This window comes from Kurthia sp. Dielmo (genome assembly GCF_000307285.2).
Classification (GTDB): Bacteria; Bacillota; Bacilli; order Bacillales_A; family Planococcaceae; genus Kurthia; species Kurthia populi.
In genome coordinates this window covers 227223-239175 of record NZ_HE578957.1, presented here as the reverse complement: position 1 = coordinate 239175, position 11953 = coordinate 227223, and the positions used below count along the sequence as shown (strand labels likewise).

Genomic DNA, 11953 nt, shown 5'->3' with positions numbered 1-11953 from the left:
GTGTTAAAGAGCATGATATCGTAGTGGAGTTGAGGCATATGGTCGGTATAGTAATCGGAGTGATTGTCGTTGCTGTTGTTCTTTTTTTTGCCATGCAATCATCTTCGCCACTAAAAAAATCAGATGATACAAAAGAATCGTTTAAACAACTCGAAGGAAGGTTATGGAGAAGCTATGTGGATTTTTCCATCACAAAGCAAAATGAACTATATGCGCGTTATCTAGATGAAGAAAGCAGGGCGCGGGTAGTGGAAACAAATGAGCTACCGGAGGAACTTGTTTTGGCAATTCGTGAATTTCATGAACAGTTAGGCAAAGAACTTATGGAAATGGAGACGTATTATGCATCGATAGAGGAGCCAGCGAATCAGGAGCTAGTGCGTTATTTTATCACATATTTACAAGCACGTAATACATTTTTAAATAAGGAATGGGGCTATACGCGTGCGTTATTAAAACAGCAAGAAGATGCTCTTTTAGCGACGCAACTGTATCGTCATGCACGAAACCAGCAAACCGCTGCATATGAGGTGTTTGCTGCGCACATTAATCAACGTGCAAAAAAATTAAAAGTAGAAAATCGATTTCAATAATAACAAAGGACGTGGTGACGACGTTTTTAGAACGAGTCAAAAAGAAAACCCGTGAACAGCAGGTAGCTGAAAAACTATGGAATGCTTATTCCCACGCGGTCGCACTTATCATTACGCTACCGATGGCGTATTTCTTATTAAAACAAGCGAATACAAAAATAGAATGGATTAGCTATAGTATTTTTATGCTATCGATGATGCTATCATTTGCTACATCAACGATTTTTCATGCATCGTATTCAAAATGGCGCGAACTGTATCGTAAACTTGACCACTCCGCCATCTATATGCTAATTATTGGAACATATGCGCCGATGATGCTGATTGCAGTTGGCGGCACGCTAGGAATTGTAATCTTTAGCGTCGTATGTGTGCTAGGTACGGCAGGGATTATCTTGAAATTATTTTATTATAAAAAGATTCAGCGTATTTCTATCCAGTTATACGTAGCACTTGGGTGGTTAATGATGCTTGCCATTATTCCGATTTTCCATCATATCGGCTGGCCAGGGATGTTTTGGCTTCTTCTGAGCGCGGCATTTTTCATGAGTGGTGTATATTTCTTCAAGGAAACAAAATTACTATTTAGTCATACGGTATGGCATGTGCTCGTATTATTTGGGAGTTTTGCGATGTATGTGTGCATTTATTTATATGTATAAGGAAAAAAGCCGAAATTGCGTCCTGCAATTTCGGCTTTTTCTATGAACGATTAATTATCAAATTCTTGTTCAAGCTGGTTTAAGCGTGCGCGGATTTCATCGATATTATGACGAACGTTTGCATCCGCCTGTTTTTTAAATTGCGCTTCATATAATTTATCTGATTTGGATAAAGCAATGGCCGTAATAGCACCTGTAGCAACGATGCCACCAATCGCGAATAATAGTTGTTTTTTTCTTTTTGCATACGACAAGCCCCCTCCTCTAATCATAAACTCCCTCCTATAAAAACGCAAAAAGTCTTGTAGTAAATAGGGAAATACGTCGTAATTAGCGATAAAAAAACGCCGAATTAACATATTAGAAGGGTTTCATCTCAAAATGATATAGATAAATTTACAGAAAATATAGACAACGGAGAAAGATTGTGAAGAACTTCACGAACCCTTGATATGACGGGATTTTGCTTATGCTTGAAGGTATCATAATCATTACAAAAACGCATAAGTAATTTAAGGTTTATATAGTGTACATTATTGAAGAAAGGTGTTAGAGTGTATGTAGCTTCAAGTTGTGTACAAAATTTGTGCAACTTATTCATAAAAAAACTTATTTATAACTATAAACAATTGACATATTAAATGGATTAATATAAAGGAGACGTTTTACATGAAACTACTAGCACCTCAACCATTTACATTAGAAGGTGGCAAACGCGCCGTACTATTATTACATGGCTTTACTGGAAGTACAAAAGACGTGAAAAAACTTGGCCAATTTTTAAATAAACGCGGCTATACATGCCATGCACCAATGTATCGTGGTCACGGTGTCGATCCAGAGGAAATTTTAAACTATGGCGCTAAGTATTGGTGGGAAGATGTAACACGCGGTTACATGCACCTTAAAGACTTAGGCTATGATGAAATTGCTGTAGCAGGAATTTCTCTTGGTGGCGTATTTACATTGAAAGTCGGAGCAGAATTCCCGGTAAAGGGTGTTGTCGCAATGTGTGCTCCTATCAAACGTCGTTCAAAAGAAGGACTATTTGAACGTCTTTATAAATATGCGGAAGTTTACAAACGCTTAGAAGGTAAACCAGAAGCACAAGTTCAAATGGAATTAGATGATTTAGAAATGATGGATCGTCATGCCTTAACGGAAGTACAAAAAATGATTGCTCATACAAGTGATGAAATTGAAGATATTCATACACCAACACTTGTATTACAAGGTAAATTAGATGATGACTTATACCAACAAAGTGCACCATTTATTTACGATACCGTTGAAACAGATGACAAAGAATTAATCTGGTACCAAAATTCAGGTCACATTATTACACTAGGAAAAGAGCGCGAAAAAGTATTCCAAGATACGGTTGAATTCCTTGATACATTGGACTGGAGCGTACCTGTAGCACAAAAACAAGTAGCAGCACTATAATAATAACGATAAAACACACTCCAATTGGAGCGTGTTTTTTTATATGAAAACTATGAATGGTTATTCATTTTGCGTGCAAATGCGTCTTTTCGAGCATATAATGATGTTAAGAAAGCAAAAAGGGGGATTTTTGATGGCGACAATTCAAGATGTAATAGATGGGAAGATTGATATTCCAGAAAGCGAGCGTTTACTGGGGGTAAAGGTGATTGGTGGGGATATGGCAACGAATGAAGTCGTCTGTGAATGGACGATTGAGGAACAACATTTAAACCGAGCAGGTATTGCGCTTGGAGGATTTACGGCTGCAGTTGCGGATGTCGCAATTGGCTATGCTGGAGCGCTTGTAATGGAAGAAGGTTATACGTTTACGAGTGTGAATTTAGTGACGACCTTCCATCGTCCGATTCATTTAGGTACCGCTATTTTTACGGCTCGTTTAAAACGTCGTGGGCGCACGATGCTTTACGGCGAAGTCGAAATTACACAGGAGGGCAAGCTCGTTGGCGATGTGGTCACAAGCCTAATGACATTCCCGGTACGTTAAAATTCTTAAAATCCCTGTTTTTTAGTGTCCTTAATGTTAGAATAGGATTGTTCATCTGGCTAGTGGGAGAGCCTGCTAGAGTAAGGTGAACCCGGATTATTCCGGCTAGAGCAGAGTTTGGAGGAGTTTTTATGCAACAAAAAGGTCAATGGTCAACAAAACTTGGCTTTATTCTGGCATCAGCAGGTGCCGCGATTGGTCTCGGAGCGATTTGGAAGCTACCATATGTGACCGGTGAAAATGGTGGTGGCGCATTTTTCTTATTATTTGTGCTGTTCACATTACTAATAGGCTTACCGATGCTAATTTCAGAATTTATTATTGGACGCAGCACGCAAAAAGAAGCAATTTCTGCGTATAAAAAATTAGCCCCAAAATCATTATGGACATGGATTGGGAAATTCGGCGTTATCGGCTGTTTCCTATTATTATCGTTTTATAGTGTAGTAGGTGGATGGATTTTAATTTACACTGTGAAGGCATTAGCTGGCAAAGCCATCGTACCAGGTGTTTCAGCAGGTGACATGTTTAATCAAACGGTCGGAAGTCCTAGTATTACAATTTTAGGTGTCGCATTATTTACATTATTAAATGTCATTGTGGTCGCATTAGGCGTGCAAAATGGTATTGAAAAATCAAATAAATTTATGATGCCGTTATTATTTTTATTCTTTGTCATTTTAGTTATTCGCTCATTAACATTAGACGGAGCGATGGAAGGGGTACAATTCTTCCTACAACCCGACTTTTCAAAAATTACCGGTGAAGGTGTGTTGTATGCGCTTGGGCAATCGTTCTTTGCGCTCGCAGTCGGCTTCTCTTGTATGGTGACGTATAGCTCCTACTTGAAAAAGGATGAAAGTTTACCATATTCAGCAGGTTCTGTCGTTTTAATGAACATCTTTGTCTCATTATTAGCAGGTCTTGCCATCTTCCCAGCCGTTTTCGCAACAGGACTTGAACCAACAGGAGGACCGGGGTTATTATTCGTCGTCCTCGCAACTGTTTTTGGTCACTTACCATTTGGTGAAGTGTTCTTCGCAATTTTCCTATTGCTGTTCTTATTTGCAACGTTGACATCATCATTTAGCTTATACGAAATTATCGTTGCTGCATTTGAGGCAAAATTCCCAAATGCACGCCGCATGATTACGATTTTACTAGGTGTTATTGTGTTAGTCGCTGCGATTCCGGCCGCATTATCAACGTCTACATTAAGCGATGTGACAATTTTCGGTAAAACGGTATTTGATGCAACCGATTATTTAGTGAGTAATGTTATGCTACCACTTGGCAATTTATTAATTGCGATTTTCATCGTCCATAAAGTGGATAAAAACTTAGTCGAGCAAGAATTTTTCAGCGGTAACCGTATTTCAACAGGTTATTACCGCGTATGGCGCTTTTTAATGACCTTCATTGTGCCGGTCATTATCGCCATCGTGCTAATGTATACCGCTAGTCACTAATTCGAAAAGATAGTGCCGTTCATGGTGCTATCTTTTTTTTGTTGCTATAATATGAATCAGAACAAACATTCGAGGAGGATGGACGCATGAAAATTTTACATACCGCCGATTGGCATTTAGGAAAACTTGTGCAATCGGTCTATATGACGGCAGATCAGCGTCATATTTTAAATCAATTTATCGAGCATGTGGATATAGAAAAGCCAGATGCCATTATTATCGCGGGCGATTTATACGACCGCTCCATTCCACCAACGGAGGCCATTCAATTATTAGATGATACGCTACAAAAAATCGTCATCGAGCGCGGTATTCCAGTACTTGCGATTGCAGGGAATCATGATAGTGCGAGTCGCATTGATTTTGCGACGTCACTGATGACACAAAGTGGCTTATATATGGTCGGGAAATGGACCCCAGACAGTGAGCCAGTGTGCTTACAAGATGACGAAGGCGAAGTGTATTTCTGGTTAATTCCGTTTATGGACCCATCCGAAGTACGTTATGTCCTGAATGACGATAGCATTCGCACACACCAGCAGGCGATGGAGGCGATTATGGCATCGATTACCCCAAAAATGAAGGCAGATGCACGCCATGTTTTTGTTGGCCATGCCTTTGTAACAAAGGGTGGTGTAGAGGAAGAGAAGGATAGTGAAGGCGAACGTCCATTAGCAATTGGTGGCTCTGAATGCATTGATGCCGCGCTTTTTGACGCCTTTGATTATGCAGCATTTGGTCATTTACATGGCGCCCATTTCGTTGGCAAGGAAACGATTCGCTATGCGGGGTCACCGCTGAAGTACTCGATTTCTGAGGAACATCATAAAAAAGGCTATTTAGTCGTAGAGCTGTCAACAGAGCAAGCAACGATTACGAAAAAAGAGCTACAGCCCCTACGTGATATGCGCCGCATTAAAGCGTATATGGCGGATATTTTAGCGAGCGAGCCGAGCGATGATTATGTTTTCGTGACGCTATTAGATGAGCAGCCGATTTTATCACCGATGGAAAAAATTCGTGGCATTTATAAAAATGCGATGCATGTCGAGCGTCAAACAATCGTTCATGTAAACGACAAGCAGCAGACGACATCACGCCGTCAAATGGATGATGTCGCTTTGTTTAAAGCATTTTATGCCGAAATGCTACCGGGTGATATACCGGATGATACGTTATCATTATTTAATGAGCTCTTAGCCGAGCAACTACAAAATGAACGTGAAGGGGGCAATTACGAATGCAACCGTTAGAACTAAAAATGACCGCTTTTGGTCCGTATAAGGACTGTGAAACGATTGATTTTCGTGCGCTAGGTGACCGTAAATTATTCGTTATTTCTGGGACGACAGGTGCTGGGAAGACGACCATTTTTGATGGCATTTTTTATGCGCTTTACGGTGCAGCTAGTGGTGAGGACCGCAGTGAAGTGAAAGGCTTACGTAGTCATTTTGCTGACGATAAAGTAGCGACTTCTGTTGAGCTATTATTTGCGATGAAGGGCCATACATACCGCGTTTATCGTCAGCTACCGTATAAAAAAGCTGGCAATAAATCGGAAACACCTGGGAAAGTTGAGCTTTATGAGGTAACGGATCAAGGCGATGTGCCACTCGTTGACCAACAAAAGGCCACGGAAGTAAGCGATAAAATTCGTGAGCTGCTTGGCTTAACGAAAGAGCAATTTAAACAAATTGTCATGCTGCCGCAAGGAGAATTCCAAAAGCTTTTAACATCAACAACAGCAAATAAAGAAGAAATATTACGTAAAATCTTTAAAACGATGAAATATGACGATATGGTGCATCGCTTAAAAGACAAACGCAATGATGCGCAGCAAGCATTAGATAAAGCGCAGGCACTTCAGCAACATACAGTACGTACCATTCACCAAGCGTTGCCACTGCGCGAAGCGAGCTCACTTGAACAGCTATTAGCACAGGAACATTTTACAACAGCGCGCTTAGTGCAAGCATTAGCGGAAGAACAGCAGCATTATGAAGCACTATTACCGGGGCAGCAACAAGCATATGAAGAGGCCATGGATAAACAAAATGCCCTACAGGAAATGCGTGCAAAAGCTCGTCAATTCAACGAAGAGTTAACAACGTATCAGAATCTAAAAACAGAATTAACGAAGTTGAACGAGCAACAGCCCGCAATCGACACAATGCAAAAACAATATGACTTTGCGGAGAAGGCACAGCAGCTTGCGCCCTATGATGAGCAGTTCCATACATTAAATCAGCATAAGAAGAAATTAGAAAATCGGTTGCCAGCATTACAAGAGAAGCTTGTAGATGCAATCAAGAAGCATGAAGAAATAACGCTACAATGGCAACAGGTAACCGAGGATAAAAAACAACTACCGGTACTCGAGCAACAGCTACGAACATGGCAGCCACTTATCGCAATGTATGAACGTGTCGATGATTCAAAGGCACGTCAACAAACGTTACAACAACAGCTTCAAAGACACCAACAACAAGTGCAAAAAAACCATCATGAGCAGCAACAGGTCATGGCAACATTCGAAACGCAAAAAGCACAGTATACACAGGCGATGGAAGCCGTTCATGCCTTGCCGATGTTACAGCAACAACTGTTTGATGAGGAAAAAAAGGTCAACGCCTATACACAATTCACGCAGCGAAAAACACAGCTTCAAACACTTGCAAAAGCGCTACAAGAAGCAAAAAAGGAGCAGCAGCAAGCACAAACCGCCTATGAAACGATGCATCAAATATCGCTGCGTAATCAAGCGTATACATTAGCACAGCAACTAGTAGACGGGGAAGCGTGTCCAGTATGTGGCTCAGCCGATCATCCCGCTCATGCACAGCTGAGTGACGCTGTAGATGAGCAGGTACTCGAACAGCAACGCATGCAGTATGAAGCAACGCAACGTATGTATTATCGTGCGGAAAGTGCATGGCAGTCTGCACAGCTACAACTAAATGAAGCCACAGCAGCATGTGATGCACTAGCAATCGATACAACACGTACGTATACAACAACACGTTATGAGCACATAAAGGCGCAGGTTGCACAGTTAATGCAGGCACAAAAGCAAGCAGAACAGCAACAGCAAACGCTCCAACAGCTCGAGCAGCAATTAAAGCAATTTGCACAGCAACAGCAAACGCTTCAGCAGCAGTTGATTGTAACAGAGCAACAACTTCAGACCAATACCGTCTTATTAGAAGAGCAACAGCAGCAACTGCCGGAGCAATACGGTACGAAAGCGGAATTACAACAGTATTTAACGACTATTGAGCATCAAAAAGTACAGCTTGAGCAGCGAGTAGAAGCGGTACGTCAGCAACTTGAACAGGCGACCCAAACGCTGCAACTAACAAAAAATGACCATGTGCATTTAACGACGCAAATCGATGAAGCTGTGCATAATCTTCAAGAAGCACAGGAGCATTTTAAAGAGCGTGTTCTCGAACATTTTGACAACGGTCAGCACTATACGGAGATGAAGCATTTTATTCCGCAAATGCCGTCGATGCGCGCGAAGCTTGAGCAATTTGCACAGCAACTGTATGCAACAACACAGGCGTGTGAAAAACGCCAGCATTTAGAGGGCAAGGAGCCGCATGATATGGCGACGATAGAGGCACAGCTACAGCAGGCGCGCCAACAAGGAGAGCAATTGTTCACGAACTGGCAGCAAACGAAAAGCTATGTGAAAAATACACAGGCACTTATGCAGCAACTCGATGAAAATCGTGCGCAAATTGAGGCGCTTGAACAACGTGCCACACATATTATTGCGCTGTATGACCTACTGCGAGGCAATAATGAGCAGCGCATTTCTTTTGAACGTTATTTACAAATCGAATATTTAGAGCAAATTATCGAAGCGGCGAATGAACGCTTGCAGCCATTATCAAATGGCCAATTTTTATTACAGCGTAGTGAGCGCTTAGAATCTCATGGCAAGCAAAGTGGGCTTGGCTTAGACATTTACGATGCTTACACGGGTCAAACACGTGATGTGAAAACGATGTCGGGCGGCGAAAAATTCAATGCGGCGCTTTGCTTAGCACTTGGTATTAGTGATATTATTCAAAGCTACCGCGGCCAAGTCGAAATTGATACGATGTTTATTGATGAAGGCTTTGGGACATTAGATGAAGAGGCACTAGCTAAGGCGATTGATACGCTTGTTGAGTTACAAAAATCCGGTCGTATGATTGGCGTTATTTCACATGTTGCGGGTTTAAAAGAGGCGATACCGGCAGTCCTTGAAGTGAAAAAATTACGTGAGGGCTACAGTCATACGAAGTTCCATATCGACTAGGTGTGTTCTTGACTTGCGAATTTGAAATGCGTATCATAAATAGCAGTGTTAAATAAAAAACGATATACGAGTCGTTTTGAGGAGTAAAAATGATATGGAAAAATATATACTAGCACTTGCTACGAGTGCTATGCTGTTTATTGTATTTGCAAGTAATCCAGCATTAGCAGCGACGACTACAGCAATTGAACAAACGAACTATGACAAAATTTATTTTGGATTAATGATCTTTTTTCTGATTTTGGCATTGTTTACATTCCGTATGAAAACAATTAAAAAGAAAAAATAAAGCGTCTTGTTGACGTCGAACATATAAAGTACTCAGGCACATTCAGCGTATGAAAGACGGTGAATGTGCTTTTTTTAATAAAAAAGAGGCTTTGACATACGTGTAACAACCGCCCCTATGAGCATAAGAAAACCGGAACCGCGCCATAGCACAGTTCCGGTTTTTCATTGCAAACGCTAAAAAAGAAAAATGACGTGTTTTGTCTCAGTTTCTTTATATAGTCTATTAACTATTTGCTAGTTCACGTGATTTTGCTTCCGCATCAGCAATACATGTCGTGAAGGCTTCTTTCACATTGAATTTTTCAAGTGCTTTGACGCCCGCTTCGGTTGTACCGCCTGGGCTCGTAATTTTTTTACGCAGTAATTGAGGCTCCTCATCAACACGCTTTAACATTTCTGACGCACCAGCCATCGTTTCAACGACAAGTTGTTTCACCGTTTGTTCATCTAAGCCATACGTTAAGCCGGCTTCCTTCATCGCTTCAACGACATAGTAAAAATAAGCTGGACCACTACCTGATATAGCAGTCACCGCATGAAGCTGATCTTCTTCTACTTCAATGACGGTACCAATCGATTGGAGTAGCGTCGTAATCGCTTGTTTTGTTCCATCATTAACGGCCGCATTGTACGCAACACCTGTCGTGCTTAATGCGATTTGTGCCGATGTATTCGGCATAATACGCGCTAATGGACGTGCACCTAAAATGGCTTCAATCGATGCCATCGCATAACCCGCCACGATTGATAGTACAGGCGTCTGTGCTGGAATATGTGCCGCGATTTTTTCAAGTGCCGCTTTGACATCTTTTGGTTTCATCGCAAGAACGACTAAATCGGCCTGCTGTAAGGCGTCAGCTAATTCGTACGTTGCTGAAATACCGTATGCCTCATGTAATTGAGTTAATTTCGCTTCGTTTGATTTATTCGTAACGAAAATATGCGCTGCATCGATCACTTGTTGTGCTGTTAAGCCATGGATAATTGCCTCTGCCATGGACCCTGCACCGATAAATAAAATATTTTTCATATTGTCTCCTCCTTCATTTTAAGCAAAAAGAAAAACATACTCATCCGAAAGGACGAATATGTTGTATTCGCGGTACCACCTTGATTCGCTAGTTGAACTAGCGCACCTCATTCCTTGTTATCGCTAAGGAAACGGCTATGTTTGCATAGCGGCTCAAAAGTAGGTTCCACTACGACTTCACGCATCGATTGCAGCAAGCACGATGCTCTCTTTAGAGAAGTGATGTAATGTACTAGTCTTTGTCTTGGCCTTAATGTATATGTGATGATTATAAGCATAATGATAAATAGAAGTCAATGGTTGAATTTGGAATAATCAGAAAATGACGTCCCTTTAAAAAACGGGTATGATAAGAATGTAGTGACATAAGGGGGACTTGGATTATGGAAGAAATTATTCGCATTGAAACACCGACACCATTTGGGGTAGGGACAGCAAATTCATTTTTAATAAAAGGGGATACATTATCCATCATCGATGTTGGGACAAAATTTCCGCCGGCCTATGAGGCACTAGAGGCAGGCCTGAAAGCGCAAAATTATCGCTTTGAAGATATTGAACAGGTCATTTTAACGCATCATCATCCAGACCATATTGGCTGGACAGATGCATTTGTGAAGGCGGATGTGATTGGTCATGCCTATAATGATTACTGGCTACGCCGCGATAAAGCATTTTTTAATTATCAGCGCCTATTTTATAAAGAACAACTAGCTGAAGAGGGCGTACCACAATTGTATGATCGCTGGGTTGATAAGATGATTCGTGAGGTCGATTATATGGGGACGACACCACTTTCTACTATAATAAAAGACGGGGATACATTACCAGGGCATCCAAATCTCGTGGCAGTTGAAACGCTTGGGCATGCGCAAAGTCATTTCATGTTTGTCGATGAAAACGCGCGCTATGCTTTTGGTGGCGATTTATTAATTGACTTTATCGCCTCAAATCCACTCGTTGAAGTACCAATGGGCATGACCGGACCACGCCCGAAATCACAGCTACAATACAATGACTCATTAAAAAAATTAGCGTCCTATGATTTTGAGCGTGTCTATTCAGGGCATGGCAATGTAATTACGAATGCCACCGAGCTTGTAGCCGTGCGACTAGAAAAACAGCATCAGCGTGCCATGCGTGCCTATGCTTTAATTGATGCTCCGTTATCTGTTTTTGAGATTACAAAACGCTTTTATCCAACAAAAATGCAGGCAGAGCTCGGCTTAACATTGTCGTCGACATTAGGACAGCTTGATTATTTGGAGGATCAAGGTCTTGTAGTACGAACACTAGACGAGGAGGGAGTAGCGCGCTATGAGCAAGTATAAAACGGTATTAGTGACCGGTGCGACCTCAGGCGTTGGCTTTGAATTAGCGATACAGCTACATGCGCAGGGGCATCGCGTGATTGCGACTGGGCGTAATGAGGTCAAGCTACAGCAATTAAAAAAGCAGCGACTCGAGACGATTGCGGCAGATTTAACGAATCGAGCGTCCCTGCAGCAACTCGTTGATCAACTCCCAAACATTGATGTGGCGATTATTAATGCTGGCATTGGCACTTTTGAGTATGCTGCGGCGTTAGAGGATGCGGCCATTCATG

12 protein-coding genes and 1 other annotated feature are annotated in these 11953 nt (G+C 41.6%); of the genes, 10 read left to right on the top strand and 2 right to left on the bottom strand.

Annotation, left to right across the window (positions count from 1 at the left end; all coding sequences use genetic code 11):
- The first annotated feature begins 38 nt into the window (after positions 1 to 38).
- Both KTHG_RS06085 and trhA read left to right on the top strand, forming a co-directional pair.
- Positions 39 to 593 carry a hypothetical protein gene (locus KTHG_RS06085; protein ID WP_139992209.1) on the top strand — a complete coding sequence of 185 codons (555 nt, stop codon included), beginning with the start codon at positions 39 to 41 and terminating at the stop codon, positions 591 to 593.
- A gap of 14 nt (positions 594 to 607) precedes the next feature.
- Positions 608 to 1255, top strand: coding sequence for a PAQR family membrane homeostasis protein TrhA (gene trhA, locus KTHG_RS06080; protein ID WP_186439507.1), 648 nt, complete (start codon positions 608 to 610; stop codon positions 1253 to 1255).
- A gap of 50 nt (positions 1256 to 1305) precedes the next feature.
- On the opposite strand, the gene KTHG_RS06075 is transcribed toward trhA, so the two are convergent.
- Positions 1306 to 1527: a hypothetical protein gene (locus KTHG_RS06075; RefSeq protein ID WP_139992205.1), complete on the bottom strand. Its 222-nt coding sequence runs from the start codon at positions 1525 to 1527 to the stop codon at positions 1306 to 1308.
- 397 nt (positions 1528 to 1924) lie between these two features.
- Between KTHG_RS06075 and KTHG_RS06070 the strand changes: the two genes are divergently transcribed.
- The 6 genes from KTHG_RS06070 (at position 1925) to KTHG_RS06045 (ending at position 9315) form a co-directional block, all read left to right on the top strand.
- The gene (locus tag KTHG_RS06070; protein ID WP_126990150.1) at positions 1925 to 2701 is read left to right on the top strand and encodes an alpha/beta hydrolase; all 777 of its coding nucleotides are present in this window, start codon (positions 1925 to 1927) and stop codon (positions 2699 to 2701) included.
- 133 nt (positions 2702 to 2834) lie between these two features.
- Entirely contained in the window at positions 2835 to 3248 is a 414-nt protein-coding gene (locus tag KTHG_RS06065; RefSeq protein ID WP_126990149.1) for a PaaI family thioesterase, read from the top strand.
- 131 nt (positions 3249 to 3379) lie between these two features.
- Entirely contained in the window at positions 3380 to 4717 is a 1338-nt protein-coding gene (locus KTHG_RS06060; protein WP_139992203.1) for a sodium-dependent transporter, read from the top strand.
- Between the two features lie 86 nt (positions 4718 to 4803).
- Positions 4804 to 5970, top strand: coding sequence for an exonuclease SbcCD subunit D (locus KTHG_RS06055; RefSeq protein WP_139992201.1), 1167 nt, complete (start codon positions 4804 to 4806; stop codon positions 5968 to 5970).
- Positions 5958 to 9026, top strand: coding sequence for an AAA family ATPase (locus KTHG_RS06050; RefSeq protein WP_139992199.1), 3069 nt, complete (start codon positions 5958 to 5960; stop codon positions 9024 to 9026). The genes KTHG_RS06055 and KTHG_RS06050 overlap by 13 nt, the downstream gene beginning before the upstream one ends.
- Positions 9027 to 9120: 94 nt before the next feature.
- Positions 9121 to 9315, top strand: coding sequence for a hypothetical protein (locus KTHG_RS06045; RefSeq protein WP_126990145.1), 195 nt, complete (start codon positions 9121 to 9123; stop codon positions 9313 to 9315).
- A gap of 225 nt (positions 9316 to 9540) precedes the next feature.
- On the opposite strand, the gene proC is transcribed toward KTHG_RS06045, so the two are convergent.
- Positions 9541 to 10347 (bottom strand): pyrroline-5-carboxylate reductase, encoded by an 807-nt coding sequence (gene proC / locus KTHG_RS06040; RefSeq protein WP_126990144.1) that lies wholly within the window; start codon positions 10345 to 10347, stop codon positions 9541 to 9543.
- Between the two features lie 45 nt (positions 10348 to 10392).
- Positions 10393 to 10602: a binding site (T-box leader), on the bottom strand.
- A gap of 128 nt (positions 10603 to 10730) precedes the next feature.
- On the opposite strand from proC, the gene KTHG_RS06035 reads away from it, so the two are divergent.
- Together KTHG_RS06035 and KTHG_RS06030 are read left to right on the top strand one after the other, a co-directional pair.
- Positions 10731 to 11678, top strand: coding sequence for an MBL fold metallo-hydrolase (locus KTHG_RS06035; RefSeq protein ID WP_139992197.1), 948 nt, complete (start codon positions 10731 to 10733; stop codon positions 11676 to 11678).
- Positions 11665 to 11953, top strand: a 289-nt coding sequence (locus tag KTHG_RS06030; protein WP_139992742.1) for an SDR family NAD(P)-dependent oxidoreductase, incomplete at its 3' end; no start/stop codon positions are given. The genes KTHG_RS06035 and KTHG_RS06030, both read left to right, overlap by 14 nt.

Bases quoted from the DNA above. Each gene is read 5' to 3' on its own strand.
- KTHG_RS06045 (WP_126990145.1), top strand. From the start codon at position 9,121: ATGGAAAAATATATACTAGCACTTGCTACGAGTGCTATGCTGTTTATT.
- proC (WP_126990144.1), bottom strand. From the start codon at position 10,347: ATGAAAAATATTTTATTTATCGGTGCAGGGTCCATGGCAGAGGCAATT.
- KTHG_RS06070 (WP_126990150.1), top strand. From the start codon at position 1,925: ATGAAACTACTAGCACCTCAACCATTTACATTAGAAGGTGGCAAACGC.
- KTHG_RS06050 (WP_139992199.1), top strand. From the start codon at position 5,958: ATGCAACCGTTAGAACTAAAAATGACCGCTTTTGGTCCGTATAAGGAC.
- KTHG_RS06035 (WP_139992197.1), top strand. From the start codon at position 10,731: ATGGAAGAAATTATTCGCATTGAAACACCGACACCATTTGGGGTAGGG.
- KTHG_RS06055 (WP_139992201.1), top strand. From the start codon at position 4,804: ATGAAAATTTTACATACCGCCGATTGGCATTTAGGAAAACTTGTGCAA.
- KTHG_RS06085 (WP_139992209.1), top strand. From the start codon at position 39: ATGGTCGGTATAGTAATCGGAGTGATTGTCGTTGCTGTTGTTCTTTTT.
- KTHG_RS06065 (WP_126990149.1), top strand. From the start codon at position 2,835: ATGGCGACAATTCAAGATGTAATAGATGGGAAGATTGATATTCCAGAA.
- KTHG_RS06060 (WP_139992203.1), top strand. From the start codon at position 3,380: ATGCAACAAAAAGGTCAATGGTCAACAAAACTTGGCTTTATTCTGGCA.
- KTHG_RS06075 (WP_139992205.1), bottom strand. From the start codon at position 1,527: ATGATTAGAGGAGGGGGCTTGTCGTATGCAAAAAGAAAAAAACAACTA.